Consider the following 21496-nt stretch of genomic DNA (forward strand, 5'->3'; position numbering starts at 1 on the left):
GATGCCGGACGAACGACGAACAAACAGCAACGTCCCACCCGCCGGCATCGTCCCGCCAACCCCCGCCAGCGGCGTTCCTGCTCCGGCCGGTGCCCCGGCCGTCCGTCCGGCCAAAGCGCCGGACCTGCCGTCCGCTCCCGCCTACGGCCGGCGTTCCGTGGCGGACGTGTTGACCAGCGCCGCGGCCAGCCTGGGCCTCGACGGGTTCACCAACATCCTTGGCCTTCCCGCGGCGTCCCGCGTGTGCGTCGTCGTCGCCGACGGCCTTGGCCGGAACCTCCTGAAGCAGAAGTCTGCCCACACCCCCTTCCTGCGCTCCGTGATCCAGGCAGGCCAGGGCGCCGTTCCGGTGTGGCTTGATTCGGCGTTCCCTTCCACCACGGCCGCCGCGCTGGCCAGTTTCGGCACGGGCCTGCCCCCGGGCCAGCACGGCCTGGTGGGCTACGACGTGCTGGATCCTGAGCAGGACAAAGTGGTCAACCTTCTTGGCAACTGGGACCCCGGGGTTGACCCGCTGGCATGGCAGCCGTTCCCCACAGTGCTGGAACGCGCTGCCGGCCAGGCCGCAGTGACCACTGTCAGCCTTCCCCAGTTCGGGGACTCACCCATGACCCGCGCCGCCCTCCGCGGCGGCAACTTCATGCCCGCCACCACCTCCCACGCCCGGACTGCCGCTGCCGCCGAAGCGCTGGCAGCGCCCGGGCCCGGCCTGATGTACTTCTACGTCAACGAGCTGGATAAGGCCGGGCACCGCTATGGCTGCCAGTCGCCGGAGTGGGAACACCAGCTGGAAGAGCTGGACGCCGTGATGAAGCGCCTGAATTCCTCCCTGCCGGCAGGCACCAGCATCCTGCTGACGGCGGACCACGGCATGCTCGACGTACCGGAGCAGCAGCGCCTCGATTTCTCGGCGGATCCGCAGCTGGTGGAGGGAGTACGCCATACGGCCGGCGAACCGCGGATGGTGCATCTGTACCTGGATGACGCATCCGACGCCGGTGCGCGGGAGCGGCTCCTCGCCGCCTGGCGCGGCCGCTTCGGTAACCGCATCTGGGCGTTCACCAGGGAAGACGCCATAGCCGCGGGGCTTTTCGGTCCGGTCCGGCCCGCCGTCGAGGGCAGGATCGGCGACGTGATGATTGCGGCCCGCGACGAGCTCGCCCTCTACGACACGAGGCGGGTCCGCCCCACCGCGATGGAGGTCGTGGGCCAGCACGGATCGCTGACCAAGGCCGAGCGGGAAGTTCCGCTCCTGTACTTCACAGCCGGCGGCAGGAGTGCCCGCCGTGGCTGAGCTCGTCTTCTTCTCCGGCACTATGGACTGCGGCAAGTCCACCCTCGCGCTGCAGATGGACCACAACCACCGGGTCCGTGGCCGGGGCGGCGTCCGGTTCAGCCGCAACGACCGCGCCGGCGAGTCCCGTATCTCCAGCCGGCTTGGACTGGAAACCGACGCCGTGGAAGTAGTGGACGGAACGGATTTCTGGGAGGAAGTCATGCGGCGGCGCACCCTGGGCCAGCGCGTGGACTACCTGATCTGCGATGAAGCCCAGTTCTACACGCCTGAGCAGGTGGAGCAGCTGGCGAAAGTCGTGGACGAGATCGACGTGGACGTTTTTGCCTTCGGCATCACCGCTGACTTCCGCACCCGGCTGTTCCCCGGCTCCCAGCGGCTGATCGAACTCGCGGACCGGGTGCAGGTCCTGCAGGTGGAAGCCCTGTGCTGGTGCGGCCGCCGGGCAACGCACAACGCGCGCACGGTCGACGGCGTCATGGTCACCGAGGGCGCGCAGGTTGTTGTCGGCGACGTGGACATGGCCGTGGACGGCCCGGCTGCCACGGCGGCAGGCCACGTCCCCGTGGTGGGATACGAGACGCTGTGCCGCCGCCATTTCATGCGCCGCGTCACGGCACATGGTGCCAACCTCATGGCCGAGCAGGACCAGCTGCTGCCGTTCGAGGTGGATGCGTGCCTGTGGCGGGGCACCGGCGGGACCGGTACGGACGCCTAGGGACAGTCCTTCGTTTCATTGCCGGCCGCGCCGGCCCGGTAGTCGGCGGCCGGCCCGGGCGTCAGTCCCCGCGGGTGCCGAAGACGATCTCGTCCCAGGACGGGACGCTGGAGCGCTTGGGCCTGGCAGGCTGGCGCTCGGGAGATCCCGCCTCCGGCAGCTGGCCGGTGGCGGGGGAGGAGTCGTCGTTCCGGGACGAATGCCGCTTAGGGGCACCGCCCAGCAATTCGTCCAGTCCCGCGCCACTGGCTGTGCCGTTCCCGTTGCCCTGTGCCGCGTCCGCTGCCGCGTCGCCGGAGGCCCGCTGCGGTGAAGCCACGATGGTGATCTCCCGGGTGTCCGTGCTGACGCCATTGTGCAGCCGCAGGTTCTCATCGGCGGGGTCGTGCTGGGGCGGAAGGAGGCTGAGCCGGGACAGCATGGACGGCCGGGCATCCCGCCGGCGGACGAAGGAGTCGCCCTGGGCAGCAGGAGCGTCGGTACGGTCCGGTTCCTGTCCGGCGTCGTGTTCTTCCGTTTCCGGGGTGATCTCCGAGGGCCGGGGGTGGGCGGCAGGAACACCGTTGGTCAGGAGCAGTGCCAGGGCGTCGTCAGAATCCTCATCCACGCCAAGCCGCTGGCCCCGGCGCGAGCGCAGCATGTCCAGGAGGCCGTCGGATTCCTTGTCCTTGCCGGCTGCCTGGCCGGCGGTGCCGCCCTGGTTGCCGGGAGCGGAGTCGGCATCGGTCTCAAAATCAAAGGGCCGGTCGGAGACGGCGGACAACCTCCGGGCCGGTACCGGTCCGTCCAGGGGCTCCAACTCACTGAGTTGCTGGGCCCAGCGGTTGGCGTTATGCAGGGACTTCCGGGCCGGGCTGAAGGTCCACAGCGCGGGCGGCTCCTCGCCGATTCCCGGTGCGCCGCCGTTCTTCGCCTCGAAGGTGGCAGACACAGTCCAGGTCCCGTCCTGGCGGCGCCATGAATCCCACTCCACGGATGCGGGGTCGATGCCATGCGCGGAAAGCCGGTGCGCCACCATCTCGCCCAACGTTGCCGGGTTGTCACCGAATGCTGAACGGTAGATGTCGTGCCCGGGCGAAGGCGCGGCCACTTCCACCTTGCGGGCCTGCTGGGCCACGTACTCCCGTTCGGCCAGGACCGGGCCCTCGTACCGTTCAACCTTGGCCAGCGGCAGCCCGGAAGCCTCGGCGACATCCGCCGCTGTGGCTCCGGCCCTGATCCGGGCCTGGATATCCCGCGGGGACATGGGAATGGCAGGCCGCTCGACCCGCGGCTTAACCGCGGACCTGCTGGCCGTCCTCAGCGCTTCATCGATCGGCAGCTGGAACATCTCGCCGCCGGCCCCGCTCAACAGGAGGTGAGTCCCGTCGTCGTGTACGCCTACAAGCCGTAGATCCTGCATACAAATCCTCCACCCTGGCATTGCTATCACTCGAAACTTTGCCATCCGGGGGCCGGGTTTTGGCTCAAGGGGCAGGGCGCGCCGCGATTTTCCGGGAGATCCGGGCAAATAGGGCCTGCAGGCTAGTGCTTGGAGAGGGCTGCCGTCAGCTCATCGGGCCTGCGGGTGGAGGTCAGCCAGTACGGCGTCGGGTCGGATGGATCCGTGATCTCAACCTTGACCACCGGATCGATCCAGCCCCTGATGCAGAGGTAGGCCAGCCCGTTCAGCCGGGTGCCGCGTTCCGCCGTCGCTTCCCCGCCCCGGAACGGCTGGACGGCGCCCACAAAGCGGCGCTCGATGGTGGCCCGCCCCACGGTGAGTGTTTTCCGGGTCACCACGATGGTCGGGGTGGAAAGGACCAGGAGTACGGCAATGATGGCAAAGAGCACCACTGCAGCAGTGTATCCGGCGGCCGCGCTGATGGGGGCGAACACCAGGATTCCCGCGCCTGAAACGCCGGCCGCGATGATCCAGATCCATGCGTTCGGCCACAGCTTCTCTCGATAGATCACGGCAGCCTCTGCGGCGGGAGTACTGGGAACGGACGCGGCGGAACTCGATTCGGGCATGGACCAAGCTTTCCACCTTTCCCTGGCTATTTCATCCCGGCCGGTGCCGTTCCGCGCCGGGAGGTCCAGCCCGGCAGGTTGTCCACAGTGGGCAGCCGCCCGCGGCCTAGGTCCCATCCGCGGGCGCGGGTTAGAGTGAGTGACTGTGACTGATCAATCCGCAGCAGTAGACACATTTCCCCCGGCCCCGCCTGCCGGGGATGAGCCCCTCGCCTCGGCTCCTACCCTGCAGGTCCAGCTGAAGATGCTGGACCCGGGCCTGGAGGCGCCGTCCTACGCGCACCCGGGCGACGCCGGCGCTGACCTCCGTGCCAGGGAAGACGTTGTCCTGCAGCCGGGAGAGCGCAAGCTCGTCCCCACGGGAGTGGCGATTGCCCTGCCGGAGGGATTCGTGGCCCTTATCCACCCCCGCTCCGGACTGGCCACCAGGCACGGGCTGACCATCGTCAACGCCCCGGGAACTGTGGACGCCGGGTACCGCGGGGAAATAGCAGTCACCCTGCTGAACACCGATGCCACCCAGCCCATTGAGCTGCACCGCGGCGATAGAATTGCCCAGATGGTGATCCAGCGTGTTGAGTACGCCCAGTTCATCCCCGTCAACGAATTGAGCGGATCCGTGCGCGGCACCGGAGGATTCGGGTCCACCGGCGGGTTCAAGCGGCCCGGGGCCTGAAGCAAGCATTTTTCCGTTCCGGCAGGCCCTTTGCCGGCAGGCGGCAGAGCACGACGGCGGGACCCCCTCAGGGCCGGACCGGCACATTTCACAACTAAGGAGACACCCTCATGGTCTTTGGGCTCGGCAGGAAAGCCAAGAAGGACGAAGCATCCGAACCGGATGACTCCCTGACCACCGCGGAGTCCCGGGAGGACGCTGCGGCAGGCTCCGGTGTCCGCGCCAACGGACCGCTTGATGAATCGGAAATTACCAGCCGCGACGGCTACGTGGACCTCGGCGCGCTGCTGATCGCCCCCAGCGATGGCCTGCAGTTGCGCCTCGAGGTTGAGGAAGCCACCCAGCGCGTGGTGGCCGTTACCTTGGATCTCAACGGATCGAGCCTGCAGCTCCAGGCATTCGCCGCACCCAAGACCGAAGGCCTGTGGGACGAAATCCGTGAGCAGATCGGCCAGTCCGTCGGGGCGCAGGGCGGCCAGGTCGAGGAGATTGAGGGCAGCTTCGGCACTGAACTCGTGGCCAAACTCCCGGCCGGGCTCCCTGACGGCAGCCAGGGGTACCGGGTGGCGCGTTTCGTAGGCGTTGACGGGCCCCGCTGGTTCCTCCGTGGCGTGCTGGGCGGCCCTGCGGCCCTGGAACGTGCCGCTGCCGAGCCGCTGGAAGCCCTCTTCAGGCAGGTCGTGGTGATCCGGGGCGGCAGCCCCATGCCGCCGCGGGACCTGCTGCAGCTCCGCCTGCCCAAGGACGCAGCCGCCACCCCGCCGCCATCCGCCGCCCCGCAGCCCGCTCCGGCGCAGCCCGCCCCCGCACTCCAGGAGCCCGAGCGCGGTCCGGAAACCACACAGATTGGCTGATCCTGCACCGGACGGCGTGCCCCGGCACGCCGGCACGCTCCCCATCAGCCAGCTCCCGGACAAGGGCCGTGTCACCTGCCAGGGCCGCATCGAATCGGTGACTTTCCTCCCGGCAGACCAGGCTGCCGCCTTCAGCGCCATGGTTTCCGACGCCGAGCCGGGGAAAGCCTCCGCCCAGCCCGGTGCACGGCGCGGAAGGCTCCGCGTTGTGTGGCTGGGGCGCCGGCGCGTGCCGGGCATTGAAGCCGGCGCTGAGATCCGGCTGGACGGAATGCTTTCCACGAACAACGGGCTGCCCACCATGTTCAACCCACGCTACGAAATACTGTCCCGCCAGGAGAACGAATGACCGCGCCCCAGCCCGACCCCTCCGCCGGATCCCAGGGGCCGGATACTCCCGGCCACGCAGGAACGCCGGGCCCGGCGCAGGAACCTTCCCCCATGGCGGGCCTGGCAGCGGAATATGCCGCCAAGGCGGGACTGCACCGGACCCACGACGGACGCGTCGACGTCCTCCGGAGCGCAGGCGGGATCCAGGGCATTGCCGAAAGCATCGCTCCGGGACTCGTCTTCCTCGTGGCCTTCACCGTCACCCGGGAACTGACGCTGTCCCTTGTGGCGGCCCTTGCCGCGGCCGCCGTCTTCACAGTGGTCCGGCTGGTCCAGCGCAAGCCCCTGACGCAGGCACTCGCCGGCGTGGTGGGCGTGGGCATCTCGGCCTGGCTGGCCAACACCACCGGCAAGGCGGAGGACTTCTACCTGCCCGGCTTCTTCACCAACGCCGGGTACATCCTGGCGATGGTTCTGTCCATTTTCCTCAAATGGCCGGTGGCGGGCCTGCTCTTCGGATTCATCCGGAACGAAGGCCTCGACTGGCGCAAGGACCCGGCGCGGGTCAAGGCCTACCAGCTGGGCACGTGGATCATCGTTGCGGTCCTTGCGCTCCGGCTGGCGGTACAGGTTCCGCTCTACCTCATGGGTCCGGACGGACTTGCTGCCCTTGCCACCACCCGGCTCATCATGGGCGCGCCGCTGTACATCCTCGGCGTCTGGATCGCCTGGCTTGTCACCCGGCCGGCCCCGGCCCAGCCCGCGCCGGAGTCCCAGCCGAAGGACGGCCCGGCCGCGGCAGACTAGCCGTCGAACCCGTCATCCTCCGGGCCCTGCTGCTCCAGGTGTCCCGCCTCGTCAGAGGGCCTGGGCTGCGGCGGTTCCGGGGAGTCGGGGGAGAGCAGTGCGCGCAGCTCGTCCTCGGCGGCGATAGTCGTTACGAAGAACAGCTCGTCGCCGCCGTCGATTACGTCGTCACGGCTCGGCGTGATGGGGGCGTGGTCCCGAAGGATAGCCACCAGCGTGGAGTCCTCCGGCCACTGGATCTGGCCCACGGTGCTGCCGATAACGTGCGAATCGTGCGGGACGGTGAACTCCACCAGGGAGGACACCCCGGTTTGGAGCGTCAGCAGCCGGACAAGGTCGCCGATCTCCACGGCTTCCTCCACCAGGGCAGTCATGAGCTGGGGCGTGTTGACGGCAACGTCCACGCCCCAGGAATCATTGAACATCCAGTCATTCTTGGGGTTGTTGACCCGCCCCACGGTGCGCCCCACCCCGAACTCCGTCTTGGCCAGCAGCGAGACCACCAGGTTGACCTTGTCGTCACCGGTGGCCGACACGACGACGTCCGCGTCCTCAACCTTGGCTCCCTGGAGCGTGCTCAGCTCGCAGGCGTCGCCCACCAGCCAGTGTGCCCCCCGCAGGCCGCTCCGTCCGATCACTTCCGGCTTGAGGTCGATGAGGAGGATCTCATGCTTGTGCGCCAGCAGTTCCCTGGCGATGGACGATCCGACGCTTCCCGCGCCAACGATCACGACTTTCACTGGGACTCCTTGGCAGGGGCTTTGGCCAGGATCTGGGCGACCTGTGAGCTGCGGTCCACCTGGAGCATGGCGTGCACGGTGTCGCCGTCTTGGTACGCCGTACCGGCGGCCGGCAGGATTCCCTCACCGAAGCGGGTCAGGTAAGCCACCCGGATATCGGCGGCTTTTTCGATGCTGCTGACCGGGTGCCCGATCCACCCGGCGTCGAGGTCCAGTTCGGCCAGCACCAGGCGGCCGGAGGGCTCCCGGAAATCACCGGCGAGATGCTGTTCGGGCAGGATGCGCCGGAGCACCTGGTCTGCGCTCCAGCGGACCGCCGCCACGGTGGGAATGCCCAGGCGCTGGTAGATCTCGGCACGGCCGGGATCGTAAATCCGGGCGACGACGTGGGGGACGTGGAACGTTTCCCGCGCCACGCGGGTAGCAAGGATATTGGAGTTGTCACCGCTGGACACCGCCGCGAAGGCGTACGCTTCAGCGACCCCCGCCTGCTTCATGGTGTCCCGGTCGAAGCCAACACCGGTGACCTTGCGGCCCGTGAACCCCTGCCGAAGGCGGCGGAAGGCACGGTCGTCCTGGTCGATGATGGCCACAGAATGCCCGGCGTCCTCCAGCGTGTGTGCCAGCGTCGCCCCCACCCGGCCACATCCCATGATCACGAAATGCGCCACGGTGTTTCTCCTCTGTAATCCTGTCAAGGTCCTGCTGCTAGAACTCTACCGCCAGCGTCCGGGCTGCAGCCGCCCGCCGCCCGTCATGACATCGTCCGGGAATCAGACTAGCTTTGTGGGGTGCTGACAATATTGAACGCCGCCAAGCGTGTGCTGGTGGGCCGGCCATTTCGAAATGACCGGCTGGCCCATACGCTGCTTCCCAAGCGGATCGCACTTCCTGTCTTCGCTTCCGACGCCCTCTCTTCCGTGGCGTACGCACCCGATGAGATCCTGCTCACCCTGGCGCTGGCGGGTGTCAGCGCGGTGGCGTTCTCGCCCTGGGTGGGCCTGGCCGTCATGGTGGTCCTGCTCACCGTTGTGGCGTCCTACCGGCAAAACGTCCACGCCTACCCATCCGGCGGCGGCGACTACGAGATCGCCGGCGAAAACCTCGGCAAGTACGCCGGCCTCACCGTGGCCTCTGCGCTGCTGGTGGACTACGTCCTCACCGTCGCGGTGTCCATCTCCTCCGCCGCCACGTACCTCACCACCGCCGTCCCGTCGCTGCACGGCAACCAGGCGGCCATTGCCGCCGTCGGCGTTGCGATCCTCGCCCTGGTGAACCTCCGCGGCGTGAAAGAGGCAGGCACCATGTTTGCCATTCCCACCTACCTCTTCATGGCGGCCATCCTGGGCATGACGGCCGTGGGCATTTTCCAGGCGGCCACCGGACAACTAGGGGAGGCACCCTCCGCCGCGTTCACGATCGTCCCGGCCCCCGGGTTTGACGAAGGCCTGGTCGGCCTCGCCGGCGCCTTCCTGCTGCTGCGCGCTTTTTCGTCTGGAGCAGCGGCGCTGACCGGCGTGGAAGCCATCAGCAACGGCGTGCCCAATTTCCGACCGCCGAAAAGCAAGAATGCGGCCACCACCCTGCTGCTGCTGGGCGTCATCGGCGCCACCATGCTGGCGGGCATCATGTACCTGGCCAACGCCACCAAGGTACACATCGTCCTCGACCCCGCAACGGAGTTCCTCCTCAACGGCAACCCGCTGCCCGAGGGGTACATCCAGACGCCGGCCATCAGTCAGATTGCCCACACCATCTTCGGGCCGGGATCCATACCGTTCTATATCGTGGTGGCCGCCACCGGCGTCATCCTGGTCTTCGCGGCCAACACGGCCTTCAACGGCTTCCCGGTGCTCGGCTCGATCCTCGCCCAGGACGGATACCTTCCGCGGCAACTGCGGACCAGGGGCGACCGGCTGGCCTTCAGCAACGGCGTCCTTGCCCTCGCCGCGGGCGCCCTGGTGCTGATCCTGGCGTTCAATGCGGACGTCACCAAGCTCATCCAGCTCTACATCGTTGGGGTTTTTATCTCCTTCACGGCCAGCCAGCTCGGCATGGTCCGGCACTGGGGCCGGAAGCTCAAACTGGCCAGGGACAAAGCCGCCCGGCGCCGCATGGCCAAATCACGCGTTATCAACAGCATCGGCTTCGGCATGACAGCCACGGTCCTCGTCATCGTGCTGATCACCAAATTCGAGCAGGGCGCCTGGATTGCCCTGCTGGCCATGTTCATCCTGTTCCTGATCATGTGGAGCATCAAAGCCCACTATGACAACGTGGCCAGGGAACTGGCAGTGGACGAGGACGCCTCGCCCCGGGCCCTCCCCACCCGGGTGCACGCCGTCCTGCTGGTCTCCCACGTTCGCAAGCCCGTGCTGCGGGCTTTGGCCTATGCCAGGGCCTCCCGGCCCTCCCGGCTTGACGCCGTCACCGTGGACATCGATCCGGAGGAAACCGCGCAGACCGTGGCCGACTGGGACAAGCTGGAGATCCCCGTGCCGCTGACGGTCCTGGCAAGCCCCTACCGCGAGACGGTCACGCCCATCATGGACTACGTCAAGCAGATGCGGCGTGACTCGCCCCGGGACCTGATCGTTGTGTACATCCCCGAATACGTGGTGGGCAAATGGTGGGAACAGCTGGTCCACAACCAGACAGCGCTCCGCATCAAGACCCGGCTGCACTTTGAACCAGGCGTCATGGTGGCGAGCGTTCCCTGGCAGCTGAAATCATCCGAAGAAGCCAAGAACCTGCAGGACGTCCAATGATTGCGAAGGCCCCGTTGCACACGACTCACCAGCCACCCGCCGGAGCCACCGGCACGGAAATAGTACTCGACGTCGGCCCGGTGGCCCATGGCGGCCACTGCGTCGCCAGGCACGAGGGCCGCGTCATTTTCGTCCGGCACGGCATTCCCGGCGAGAAGGTGCGGGTACGCCTGACGGATGCCGAAGAGAAGGCCAAATTCTGGCGGGCCGACGTCGTGGAGGTTCTTGCCGCCTCCCCGGACCGCGTGGACCACTTCTGGCATGCCGCCGATTCGCTGCGGGCGTGGGGCCACGGACATCCCCCGGTGGGGGGAGCGGAGTTTGGCCACATGACGCTGGCCCGGCAGCGCAGCCTCAAGGCAGAGGTCCTGGCTGAACAGCTCACGCGCCTTGCCGGCGTCGGACAGCTGCCGGATGGAGCCGGCCCCAGCGTTGAAGCAGTGGGCGGACAGGACGACGGCGGTAACGGCCTCGGGTGGCGGACGCGCGCAAGTTTCTCGGTCACCCCCGGCGGGAAGCTCGGCATGCACGCGCACCGCTCCACGCACATCGTTCCCGTCCGGGAGATGCCCCTCGCCGTCGATGCCATCAACGTCCTGCGCCTCTGGGACCTCGACCTGCAGGGCATCGACCGGGTGGAAGTGGCCGCCCCGGCCAACGGCTCACGTCCGCTGGTGCTGCTGGCACCAGGTCCGGGAACCAAGCCCAAGCGGCTTAACGCCGTCGCAGCCCAACTGCCCGGCGAGGTGTCCGTAGCCACCTTCGACCCCGCTACCGAGGCCGTGACCCAGGTGCGGGGCCGCACCTGGGTGCAGGAAACCGCGGCCGGCCATGACTACCGGGTAACCGGTGCCGGATTCTGGCAGATCCACCGCGACGCGCCCGGAGCGCTTGTGGGGGGTGTCACAGAATTCCTCCAGGATGGCGGCTTCCTGCACCCCGGCGCGGTGGTGGCCGACCTCTACGCGGGCGCCGGACTCTTCACTGCCGTCCTGGCCGACGCCGTGGGGGAGACGGGTTCTGTCCTGTCCGTGGAGGGGGCTCCCGGAACCAGCCGGGACGCCCGCAAGAACCTGCATGCAGCGCCGCAGGTGGAGATCGTCCAAGGCCGGGTGGAGCGGGTCCTCCGCCAGAAACCGCGGAACTTTGACGCCCTGGTCCTTGACCCGCCGCGGGCGGGCGCGGGGAAGGCCGTGGTCGGGCAGCTGGTTGAGGCGCAGCCCCGTGCCATTGCTTACGTCTCCTGCGATCCGGCGTCGTTCGCCCGGGACGTAGGGTACTTCCGCCAGGCCGGGTGGGACCTGTCAGGCCTCCGGGCCTTCGACCTGTATCCACACACCCACCACCTGGAGACGGTGGCCCTGTTGACGCCGCGCGCCTGAGGACCGGTCCATGATGCCACCGTCGGTTTCGACTACGATGGCCGTAGTAGTCCCACGTCGCGCTCCGTAATCACGGCCGGCCGTGTGCAATTTTCGGGCCCGGATCTAATTAGGGCTTCCTAACTAGCAGGCGGTCAACCGCGCGACAAAGATGAAACTGTTGCGAGAGGAGTCCTGCGATGAGCACTGTGGACAGCTTCGGTTCAAAAGGCAAACTTAATGTAGCCGGAACCGAATACGAAATTTTCCGGTTGAACTCCGTTGAAGGTGCAGAAAACCTTCCGTTCAGCCTCAAGGTATTGCTTGAAAACCTGTTGAGGACCGAGGACGGCGCGAACATCACTGCCGATCACGTCCGCGCCCTGGCAGGCTGGGATCCCAATGCCCAGCCCGATACAGAAATCCAGTTCACGCCTGCACGCGTGATCATGCAGGACTTCACCGGCGTTCCCTGCGTGGTTGACCTGGCGACGATGCGTGAAGCGGTCAAGGAACTGGGCGGCGATCCCAAGCGGGTCAACCCGCTGGCGCCTGCCGAGATGGTCATTGACCACTCGGTCCAGATCGATGCCTTCGGCAACTCCGGCGCGCTGGAGCGCAACATGGAGATCGAATACCAGCGCAACGGGGAGCGTTACCAGTTCCTGCGCTGGGGCCAGACCGCCTTTGACGACTTCAAAGTTGTCCCGCCGGGAACCGGCATCGTGCACCAGGTCAACATCGAATACCTGGCCCGCACGGTCATGACCCGCGAAGTTGACGGTGCGCTCCGTGCGTACCCGGACACCTGCGTCGGTACCGACTCCCACACCACCATGGTTAACGGCATGGGCGTCCTCGGATGGGGCGTCGGCGGCATCGAAGCCGAGGCAGCCATGCTGGGCCAGCCCGTTTCCATGCTGATCCCGCGTGTTGTGGGCTTCAAGCTGACCGGCTCCATCCCGGCCGGCGCCACCGCCACCGACGTGGTGCTCACCATCACCGAGCAGCTCCGCAAGCACGGTGTTGTGGGCAAGTTCGTGGAGTTCTACGGCGAAGGCGTTGCCGCTGTGCCGCTGGCCAACCGCGCCACCATCGGCAACATGAGCCCGGAATTCGGTTCCACGGCTGCCATGTTCCCGATCGACGATGTCACCCTGGACTACCTGCGCCTCACCGGCCGGTCAGACCAGAACGTGGCACTGGTAGAGGCTTACGCCAAGGAACAGGGCCTCTGGCACGATCCTTCCCGCGAGATCAAGTTCTCCGAATACCTGGAACTGGACCTGTCCACGGTTGTTCCGTCCATCGCCGGCCCCAAGCGCCCGCAGGACCGCATCGAACTGACTGAGGCCAAGGACGAATTCCGCCACGACCTGAAGAACTACGTCGCCCACGATGCCGACGCCGGCACCCTGGACGAGTCGCTTGAGGAGTCCTTCCCGGCCTCCGATGCGCCTTCCTTCACGGCTGGTTCGACCCACATCTCCGACACCGACCGCGAGCCCCCGAAGTACTCGGCGGCACACGGCGGCGCCGGGCGCATCTCCAGCCCGGTTCCGGTCAAAATGGCCGACGGACGCGAGTTCGAGCTGGACCACGGTGCGGTCACCATCGCATCCATCACGTCCTGCACCAACACGTCCAACCCGTCGGTCATGCTGGCCGCCGCTGTGCTGGCACGCAACGCCGTCGAAAAGGGCCTCACGGCCAAGCCGTGGGTCAAGACCTCCGTTGCCCCCGGCTCGAAGGTTGTCACCGACTACTACGAGAAGTCGGGCCTGACGCCCTACCTGGAGAAGCTTGGCTTCTACATCGTGGGCTACGGCTGCGCCACCTGCATCGGCAACTCAGGTCCGCTGGAAGCCGAGGTCTCCGAAGCAATCCAGGCCAACGACCTCGCCGTCGCAGCTGTCCTCTCGGGCAACCGCAACTTCGAAGGCCGCATCAACCCGGACGTCAAGATGAACTACCTGGCCTCCCCGCCGCTGGTCATCGCCTACGCCCTGGCCGGTTCCATGGACTTCGACTTCGAAACCGACGCCCTCGGCAAGGACGAAGCAGGCAACGACGTCTTCCTGAAGGACATCTGGCCCAACCCGGTTGAGGTCCAGCAGGTCATCGATTCCTCGATCGACAAGGAAATGTTCGCCAAGGGCTACGAAGGCGTCTTTGAGGGTGACGACCGCTGGAAGGCGCTCGACACGCCCGCCGGCGACACCTTCGCCTGGGATCCGAACTCCACGTACGTCCGCAAGCCCCCGTACTTCGAGGGCATGCAGGCCGAGCCGGAGCCGGTCAAGGACATCACGGGCGCCCGCGTGCTCCTGAAGCTGGGCGATTCGGTCACCACCGACCACATCTCCCCGGCCGGTTCGTTCAAGTCCGACACCCCTGCCGGCCAGTACCTCCTGGCCAATGGCGTGGAGCGCAAGGACTTCAACTCCTACGGATCCCGCCGCGGCAACCACGAGGTGATGATCCGCGGTACGTTCGCGAACATCCGCATCAAGAACCAGATCCTGGACGGCGTCGAGGGCGGTTTCACCCGCGACTTCACCCAGGACGGCGGCCCGCAGGCCTACGTCTACGATGCCGCGCAGAACTACCAGGCAGCCGGCACTCCGCTGGTGATCCTGGCCGGCAAGGAATACGGTTCCGGGTCCTCCCGTGACTGGGCTGCCAAGGGTACCGCGCTGTTGGGCGTCAAGGCCGTCATCGCCGAGAGCTACGAGCGCATCCACCGCTCCAACCTCATTGGCATGGGCGTCCTGCCGCTGCAGTTCCCGGCCGGCGAATCCGCCGCAACCCTGGGCCTGTCCGGCACGGAGACGTTCTCGGTTGAGGGCGTCACCGCCCTGAACGAGGGCACCACGCCCAAGACCCTCAAGGTCACGGCAACTGCCGAGGACGGCAGCTCGAAGACGTTCGACGCCGTCCTGCGCATCGACACCCCCGGTGAAGCGGACTACTACCGCAACGGCGGAATCCTGCAGTACGTCCTGCGCCAGATCTCCGCTAACTAGCGGTTCCTGACAGCAGGCACCACCTTCCGAAGCCCCGGCCGGTCACCGACCAGCCGGGGCTTCGGCTGTGCAGGTGAGCCTTGTCCTGCGGGCCAAGGCGTTAGAGTTAAACGGCACGTCTACCACCTGAAGGAGGGGTCAGTGGGAATCTTGGAGACCATCCGGAATCCGCAGGACCTGAACGAGTTGTCCGAAGACCAGCTGAAGCAGCTGGCTTCGGAGGTCAGGGACTTCCTGATCACGAACGTCTCCCAGACGGGCGGGCACCTCGGACCAAACCTCGGCGTGGTGGAACTGACCCTTGCCGTGCACCGCATCTTCGACTCTCCCCGTGACAGCATCGTCTTCGACACCGGGCACCAGTCCTACGTCCACAAGCTGCTGACGGGGCGCCAGGACTTCAGCACGCTGCGCCAGGAGGGCGGAATCTCCGGATACCCCTCCCGGGCCGAATCCGAGCACGACATCGTCGAGAGCTCGCACGCCTCATCCTCCCTGTCGTGGGCGGACGGCATCTCCCGCGCCCGCCAGCTCACCGGTGAAGGCGACCGGTACGTTGTCGCCGTGGTGGGGGACGGTGCCTTGACCGGCGGCATGGCCTGGGAAGCCATAAACAACATCGCCGCGGACAAGAAACGCCGCGTGGTGATAGTGGTCAATGACAACGGCAGGTCCTACGCGCCCACCGTCGGCGGCTTCGCGGACTACCTCGCCTCCCTGCGCCCCACGATTGACTCCTTCCGGACCGCACCGGCATACGAAGTGGCGCTGGACTGGTGGAAAAAGAAACTCCAAAACGGGGGACCGGCGGGCCAGTTCACCTACAAGAGCCTGCACGCCATGAAAAAGGGCATCAAGGACTGGTGGGCTCCGCAAGGCATGTTCGAGGACCTCGGCATGAAGTACATCGGCCCCGTGGACGGCCACAACCTCCAGGCCATGGAGCACGCCCTCTCCACAGCCAAGCACTACGGCGGCCCGGTCATTGTGCATGCGATGACCGAGAAGGGCCACGGTTACGCACCCGCCCGCGCCCACGAGGCGGACCAGTTCCATGCCGTCGGCATCATCGACCCCGAAACCGGCGAGCCCACAGGTGCCGCCGGCGCCCAGTCCTGGACCTCGGTCTTCGCCGACGAAATAGCGGCCATCGCGGATGAGCGGAAGGACGTCGTCGGCATCACCGGAGCCATGCTCATCCCCGTCGGCCTGCACAAATTCGCGGCCCGGCACCCGGACCGCGTGATCGACGTCGGCATCGCCGAACAGCATGCCCTCACCTCCGCCGCCGGCATGGCCTTTGGCGGGCTGCATCCGGTAGTGGCCGTCTATGCGACCTTCCTGAACCGGGCCTTCGACCAGCTCCTGATGGATGTTGCCCTGCACAAGGCCGGCGTCACTATAGTCCTGGACCGCGCAGGCGTCACCGGGCCGGATGGCGCCAGCCACCACGGCATGTGGGACATGTCCATGGTCCAGATCGTCCCCGGACTCCACCTGGCGGCGCCCCGTGACGCCAGCAGGCTGCGCGAGGAACTGCGCGAAGCCGTGGCAATTGGCGATGCACCCACCGTGGTCCGCTTCTCGAAGGGATCCGTCGGCGCGGAAGTGGAAGCGCTTGAACGCCTCAGCGACGGCGTGGACGTGCTGGCCCGGCGGCCCAGCGGTTCCACAGAGAACGACGTCCTGATCGTCAGCGTGGGCGCCATGTCCGAACTGGCGCTGGACGTGTCCAACCGCCTCGGCGCGCAGGGCATCAGCACCACTGTGGTGGACCCGCGCTGGGTCCTGCCCGTCCCGCGTTCCATCATCGCGCTGGCATCGCACCACCGCCTGGTGATCTGCATCGAGGACGGCGTCCGTGCCGGCGGGGTCGGTTCGCGGATCCGCCAGGAAATGCGGGCGGCCGGGGTGGATACGGCCTTGAACGAGGTCGGCCTGCCGGTCGAGTTCCTGGACCACGGCACCCGCGACCAGATCCTTGAACGCGTCGGCCTGACCGCCCAGCAGATCACGCACGACGTCGTCGCGCAGGTCCTCGGCACAAAGGTCCCCTTTGCGCGTCCCCTGCCCGGCCAGCAGCACCCCACCACCGGCAGCCTTCCGATCCTGTGAGGGGAGAGGCTGAGCTGAAATACCCCGGCGTCCTGGGGGAGCCTGCCGGGGAAAGCCATACGGCCGCAACGCGGGTACCGGAGAACCTGGAGCCCGGCCAGCTGGTGGTGGCACGGAACCGTAAATGGAACGGCAAAGCCCACTGGGTGGTACCGGGCCGCTACCTCGGCGAGGACCGGCATGGCTGGTGGATCTTCCAGGGCACCAATGAATTCTGTTCGCGACCCGGCGCGGCGTTTTACACCAAATCAGATGCCGTGCTCCTGGTGCCCCGTGAAGGCGACTGGGTGGCCACTTTCTACGATGACGCCCATCCGGGCGGCATGCGGGTCTACATCGACCTTGCCGTGGCCCACGAGTGGAGCACCATCCGCCCCGCAGTCACAGAATTCCACGTCATCGACATGGACCTGGACGTCGTCCATACGGCCGGCAGGGGCGTGTTCATCGATGACGAGGACGAATTCGCGGAACACCGCGTTGCCATGGACTATCCCGCAGTACTGGTGGAATCCCTCCAGGCAACGGCGGACCAGCTTTACCAGGCCGTGAAGGCGCAGCACGCACCGTTCGACGGCACCGACGCCGAATGGTTTACCAAAGGACGGTCATGAGCGGAATTGTCAGGGTTTACAAGCGCGACGACGAGGGCACCCTCCATTTCCGGGAGGCCTGGTACGACGAGGACTACGGCCAGTTCGTGATGAACTACGGCGTTGTGGGGCACCAGAGCAAAACCGAGGAAACGGACGTCGCCACGCCCGAGGCGGCGGAGAGCCTCCTGGACGCCTTCGCAGCCCAGTGCGCCGAGGACGGCTACGCCGAAATTCCGGAGAAGGAACAGTTCTGGGTGGTGGCCCAGTTCGCGCTGAAGACCCGGGAGGGCACCGACAGGGACCGCTACCTGGAGGAAAAAGCCACCGACGCGCTCATCAGCCATCTGGCCTGGCGCGGGCTGGGGACGGTGGAACGCTCCGAATTCACCGACTACAAGCTCAACATCTTCTGCCTGTGCCCGGAGGTGAACAAGGCCGTCAACGCCGTCAAGGTCTGCATCCGCGGCGAGGACCTGGACTTCACCAAGCTGAGCATCGGGGCCGCCCCCTTCACCGAGCCCACCACCTTCAAGCTCAAGCACTCCGCCAAGCCCGCTGCCGGCTTCAGCCTCTAGGAGCACCATGCCCACCTACCGCCGCCTCGGCAAGTCAGGCCTGACCGTGTCCACGGTGGGCCTTGGCTGCAACAATCTCGGCCGCGCCAACACCGCCACCGAATCCCAGGAGGCCACGGACGGCGTCGTCCACGCAGCGATCGACGCCGGGATCACCCTGTTCGACGTTGCCGACACGTACGGGCGGGAACCAGGGCTCAGTGAGGCGATGCTCGGGAAGGCGCTGGGCACCAGGCGTGGGGACATTGTCCTGGCCACGAAGTTCGGCATGGACATGAAGGGTGCCAGCGGCCCGGACTTCGGTGCCCGCGGCTCACGCCGCTACATCATCCAGGCTGTGGAAGCCTCGCTGCGGCGGCTAGGCACCGACTGGATCGACCTCTACCAGTTCCACACGCCGGACCCGTTGACCCCCATCGACGAGACCCTGTCCGCACTGGACACCCTCGTCAGCAGCGGCAAAGTCCGCTACATCGGGCACTCCAACCGTGCCGGCTGGCAGATCGCCCAGGCGGAGTACGTTGCGCGGGAACTGGGATGCGCCCGCTTCATCTCCACGCAAAACCACTACAACCTCCTGGATCGGCGCGCGGAGCTTGAGGTGACGCCGGCGGCAGAGGAGTTCGGGCTGGGCGTCCTGCCCTACTTCCCGCTCGCGAACGGACTGCTGACCGGCAAGTACTCGCCCGGCCATGCCCCGGACGGATCGCGCCTCAGCCACACCCGCCAGCACCTGGTCCACGACGCCGACTGGGACCAACTGGGCAGGTTCAGCACTTTCGCCCGGGAACGCGGCCTGACCGAAATCCAGGTTGCGTTTTCCTGGCTGGCAGCCCAGCCTTCGGTGGCCAGCGTCATCGCCGGCGCCACCGGGCCGGAACAGGTCCGCCAGAACGCTGAATCAGCCGGCTGGGCCCCCTCGGAGAAGGACCTCGCGGAGCTGGACAGCATCTTCCCTGCCGCTCCCAGGGTTGCCCTGTTCTAGGACCGGGATGACCGCCTTCCTGCTGGACGTGGACACGGGCATCGACGATGCCCTGGCCCTGGCCTACCTTGCCTCCCTGCCCAGTACGGAATTCGTTTCCGTGACAGCCACCCCCGGGAACGTGGACGCGGACCAGGTGGCGCGCAACACCCTGGCATTGCTCGAACTGTGCGGCAGGCCCGGAGTGGAAGTGGCCATCGGCGCACGCGAACCGCTGGCCATACCGCTGCTCACCACTCCCGAGACCCACGGACCGCAGGGAATTGGCTACGCGGTCCTGCCCCAGCCGGCCGGGGCGGTGTCGGAGCGGAACGCCGTCGACCTCTGGGTTGAACACGCCCGCAACCGGCCAGGGGAGCTTACCGCCCTCATCACTGCGCCGCTGACCAACTTTGCGTTGGCCTTGCGGCAGGAACCGGAACTTCCCGAACTGCTCGCCAAGGTGGTGATCATGGGCGGCAGCTTCTACCACCAAGGCAACACCACGCCCACTGCGGAGTGGAACACCCACGTGGACCCGCACGCCGCCAAGGAAGTGTACGCCGCTTTCCGGGGCCGGGCACCGGAGAAACTTCCCATTGTCTGCTCCCTGGACACCACCGAGCGGATGGAAATGCACCCCCACCACGTGCGCCGGCTGGCGGAAGCGGCCGGTGCCCGCATCCCCGAACTGGTGCTGCCTGGACAACCCGAGGGACTGCGCAGCACCTCGGACAACACCCTCGTCCGGCACCTGTCCGACGCCCTGCGGTTCTACTTCGAGTTCCACCGGCACTACGACCAGGGATACCTGGCCCACGTCCACGACTTCTTCGCCGCCGGCGTCGCAGCGGGCACCCTGGAGTTTGAGGCCCGTCCAGCCACGGTGGACGTCGAGACCGGGTCGCCGCTCCTGGCTGGCACCACGGTGGCAGACTTCCGCGGACTCTGGGGCGCACCGCCGAACGCCCGCGTGGTCTCCGCCAACTATCCCGCAGCGGCCTTCACCGAGCTGGTCTCAGCGGTGGGCGGCCTCGCCGCCCGGCTCGCCTAGCGGCCGCTTTCGACGGCGGAACTACAGCGGGGCGTCCTCCGGCAGGTCGACGTCCAGTGCCAGGAGGGCATTTTCCACCACCTCGGTCAGCGCCGGATGGATCCAGTACGGGCCACGGGCCAGCTCATGGACGGGCACCGACCCGGCCATGGCCTGGACCAGGGGCTGGAGGAGGATGGATGCTTCATGACCCAGGATGTGGGCACCCAGCAGCCTGCCTGAGGACTTTTCGGCCACAAGTTTGACGACTCCTTCGCCATCCTCCATGGCCCAGCCGTAGGCGGTGGTGCCGTAGTCCTGGACGGCGGTCACGATGTCGGTTCCCGCGGCTGCCCGTGACCGGGCTTCTTCCTCGGTGAGGCCGACCGATGCCACCTGCGGGTTGGAGAAGACTGCGGCGGGCACTGCGGTGTAGTCGATGCGGCGCAGCCGGTCCGGGTGCTCCAGGTTGTGCGCCACCACGCGGGCTTCCCGGTTGGCCACGTGCTTGAGCTGGTACCGGTTGGCTACGTCGCCCAGGGCGTAGACGCCGTCCAGCGGCTCGCCGTGGGAAAGGACCCGCAGCCTGGCATCCACGGCCAGGGTTCCGTCGTCGTCCACGTCGAACCCAGCGGCCTCCACGCCCAGCCGGTCCGTGTTGGGAACCCGGCCGGTGGCCAGGAGCACAACATCCGCCGGGACGCACAGCGGCCGGCCCTCGGCATCGGCGAAATTCACCTCAACGGTGCCGGTGCCGGTGTCCTTGATGGACTGCAGCGAGAAGCCCAGTTCCAGCCTCCACCGGCTTGCTGCAGCCGCCGCGAACCGCACGGAGATGTCGGCGTCGTGCCCGCGCAACAGCCGGTGCGAGCGGTTGACCTGGGTTACAACCGAGCCGAAACCGTGGAAGATCCCCGCGAACTCAGCCGCAATGTATCCGCCGCCAACCACCACCACCCTTTCCGGCAGCCCGTCGATCCGCATCACGGTGTCCGAGGTGTGCACCTGCGGCAGGCCGATTCCCGGCACATCGGGCAGGACGGCCCTGGAGCCTGCGGCAACCACAACCTGCTCAGCCGTGATATCTACACCGGATTCGGTCCGCAGGGCCCGGGGCCCGGTGAAGTGTGCGTAGTCCTCATAGAGGTCAACATGGTCCAGTTCCTTTGCCCGGTAGTCCCGGCCGGCTGAGGAGATGGAATCGATCCGGCCGAATATCCGGTCGCGGATCCCGTTCCAGTGCACTTTGTCCAGGCTGAGGTCGACCCCGAGCCGGGCTGCCTCATGGTGCGCCGCGGCCAGCCCGGCCGGATACACAAACATCTTGGTGGGAATGCACCCCACGTTGAGGCAGGTGCCGCCGAAGACGCCGCCGTCGATGAGGGCCACCCGCTTGTTGTCCCAATATGGCGTGATCAGAGAATTGCCGGAGCCGGATCCGATGATGGCGAGGTCATAGTGGGGCATGGCGGGTCTTTCCACGGCAACGGCAGGCGGAATTTGCCTGTCCGGGCAGTCTAGGGCAGTCCGGGACCGGATGCCCCGGCAGCGGTGCTTCGCCAGTAGAATAATCGCGGACGGAACAGGCGCAGCAGCCTGCCGCCAGCTGCCGAGGTGACATACGCA

The 21496-nt window shown here is 67.0% G+C and carries 19 protein-coding genes; 14 read left to right on the plus strand and 5 right to left on the minus strand.

Annotation, left to right across the window (positions count from 1 at the left end):
- Window position 1 precedes the first annotated feature (1 nt).
- A complete protein-coding gene (locus AC4BCK_RS08245; RefSeq protein WP_251423240.1) occupies window positions 2-1294 on the plus strand; it encodes an alkaline phosphatase family protein in 1293 nt (430 codons plus the stop codon).
- Window positions 1287-2012: a thymidine kinase gene (locus AC4BCK_RS08250; protein WP_251423243.1), complete on the plus strand. Its 726-nt coding sequence runs from the start codon at window positions 1287-1289 to the stop codon at window positions 2010-2012. The genes AC4BCK_RS08245 and AC4BCK_RS08250 overlap by 8 nt, the downstream gene beginning before the upstream one ends.
- Before the next feature lie 61 nt (window positions 2013-2073).
- Here AC4BCK_RS08250 and sepH read toward each other — a convergent pair whose 3' ends face one another.
- Entirely contained in the window at window positions 2074-3414 is a 1341-nt protein-coding gene (gene sepH / locus AC4BCK_RS08255; RefSeq protein ID WP_251423246.1) for a septation protein SepH, read from the minus strand.
- A gap of 122 nt (window positions 3415-3536) precedes the next feature.
- Window positions 3537-4025: a DUF3093 domain-containing protein gene (locus tag AC4BCK_RS08260; protein ID WP_366277587.1), complete on the minus strand. Its 489-nt coding sequence runs from the start codon at window positions 4023-4025 to the stop codon at window positions 3537-3539.
- Between the two features lie 145 nt (window positions 4026-4170).
- Here AC4BCK_RS08260 and dut point away from each other — a divergent pair, with 145 nt between their 5' ends.
- The 4 genes from dut (at window position 4171) to AC4BCK_RS08280 (ending at window position 6692) form a co-directional block, all read left to right on the plus strand.
- On the plus strand, window positions 4171-4701 hold the full coding sequence (dut, locus tag AC4BCK_RS08265; protein ID WP_066275258.1) for a dUTP diphosphatase: 531 nt from the start codon (window positions 4171-4173) through the stop codon (window positions 4699-4701).
- 110 nt (window positions 4702-4811) lie between these two features.
- A complete protein-coding gene (locus AC4BCK_RS08270) occupies window positions 4812-5555 on the plus strand; it encodes a DUF3710 domain-containing protein (protein ID WP_366284961.1) in 744 nt (247 codons plus the stop codon).
- Window positions 5548-5904 (plus strand): single stranded DNA-binding domain-containing protein, encoded by a 357-nt coding sequence (locus AC4BCK_RS08275; protein ID WP_310114013.1) that lies wholly within the window; start codon window positions 5548-5550, stop codon window positions 5902-5904. Before AC4BCK_RS08270 ends, AC4BCK_RS08275 begins: the two co-directional genes overlap by 8 nt.
- On the plus strand, window positions 5901-6692 hold the full coding sequence (locus tag AC4BCK_RS08280; RefSeq protein ID WP_174179327.1) for a DUF3159 domain-containing protein: 792 nt from the start codon (window positions 5901-5903) through the stop codon (window positions 6690-6692). The genes AC4BCK_RS08275 and AC4BCK_RS08280 overlap by 4 nt, the downstream gene beginning before the upstream one ends.
- Here AC4BCK_RS08280 and AC4BCK_RS08285 read toward each other — a convergent pair.
- Complete coding sequence (locus AC4BCK_RS08285) at window positions 6689-7432, minus strand: potassium channel family protein (RefSeq protein ID WP_363955185.1); 744 nt, start codon at window positions 7430-7432, stop codon at window positions 6689-6691. The two genes, AC4BCK_RS08280 and AC4BCK_RS08285, sit on opposite strands and share 4 nt — an antisense overlap.
- Window positions 7429-8103, minus strand: a complete 675-nt coding sequence (locus AC4BCK_RS08290; protein WP_066275267.1) for a potassium channel family protein — start codon at window positions 8101-8103, stop codon at window positions 7429-7431. Before AC4BCK_RS08290 ends, AC4BCK_RS08285 begins: the two co-directional genes overlap by 4 nt.
- Window positions 8104-8223: 120 nt before the next feature.
- On the opposite strand from AC4BCK_RS08290, the gene AC4BCK_RS08295 reads away from it, so the two are divergent.
- From AC4BCK_RS08295 to AC4BCK_RS08330, 8 genes are all read left to right on the plus strand, one after another.
- The gene (locus AC4BCK_RS08295) at window positions 8224-10200 is read left to right on the plus strand and encodes an APC family permease (protein WP_251423264.1); all 1977 of its coding nucleotides are present in this window, start codon (window positions 8224-8226) and stop codon (window positions 10198-10200) included.
- Window positions 10197-11582, plus strand: coding sequence for a class I SAM-dependent RNA methyltransferase (locus tag AC4BCK_RS08300; protein WP_490566825.1), 1386 nt, complete (start codon window positions 10197-10199; stop codon window positions 11580-11582). The genes AC4BCK_RS08295 and AC4BCK_RS08300 overlap by 4 nt, the downstream gene beginning before the upstream one ends.
- Window positions 11583-11761: 179 nt before the next feature.
- Window positions 11762-14587, plus strand: coding sequence for an aconitate hydratase (locus AC4BCK_RS08305; RefSeq protein WP_363935593.1), 2826 nt, complete (start codon window positions 11762-11764; stop codon window positions 14585-14587).
- A gap of 141 nt (window positions 14588-14728) precedes the next feature.
- A complete protein-coding gene (gene dxs, locus AC4BCK_RS08310; protein ID WP_363935596.1) occupies window positions 14729-16702 on the plus strand; it encodes a 1-deoxy-D-xylulose-5-phosphate synthase in 1974 nt (657 codons plus the stop codon).
- Window positions 16699-17316 (plus strand): DUF402 domain-containing protein, encoded by a 618-nt coding sequence (locus AC4BCK_RS08315; RefSeq protein WP_363935599.1) that lies wholly within the window; start codon window positions 16699-16701, stop codon window positions 17314-17316. Before dxs ends, AC4BCK_RS08315 begins: the two co-directional genes overlap by 4 nt.
- Window positions 17313-17873, plus strand: a complete 561-nt coding sequence (locus AC4BCK_RS08320; RefSeq protein ID WP_174179313.1) for a hypothetical protein — start codon at window positions 17313-17315, stop codon at window positions 17871-17873. Before AC4BCK_RS08315 ends, AC4BCK_RS08320 begins: the two co-directional genes overlap by 4 nt.
- Window positions 17874-17880: 7 nt before the next feature.
- Window positions 17881-18858: an aldo/keto reductase gene (locus AC4BCK_RS08325; RefSeq protein ID WP_364273819.1), complete on the plus strand. Its 978-nt coding sequence runs from the start codon at window positions 17881-17883 to the stop codon at window positions 18856-18858.
- 7 nt (window positions 18859-18865) lie between these two features.
- Entirely contained in the window at window positions 18866-19891 is a 1026-nt protein-coding gene (locus AC4BCK_RS08330; RefSeq protein ID WP_490566826.1) for a nucleoside hydrolase, read from the plus strand.
- Between the two features lie 21 nt (window positions 19892-19912).
- Here the strand turns inward: AC4BCK_RS08330 and AC4BCK_RS08335 are convergent, their stop codons facing one another.
- Window positions 19913-21337, minus strand: coding sequence for a mycothione reductase (locus AC4BCK_RS08335; protein ID WP_363955206.1), 1425 nt, complete (start codon window positions 21335-21337; stop codon window positions 19913-19915).
- Window positions 21338-21496 lie beyond the last annotated feature (159 nt).

The organism is Pseudarthrobacter sp. As-47 (assembly GCF_058215595.1).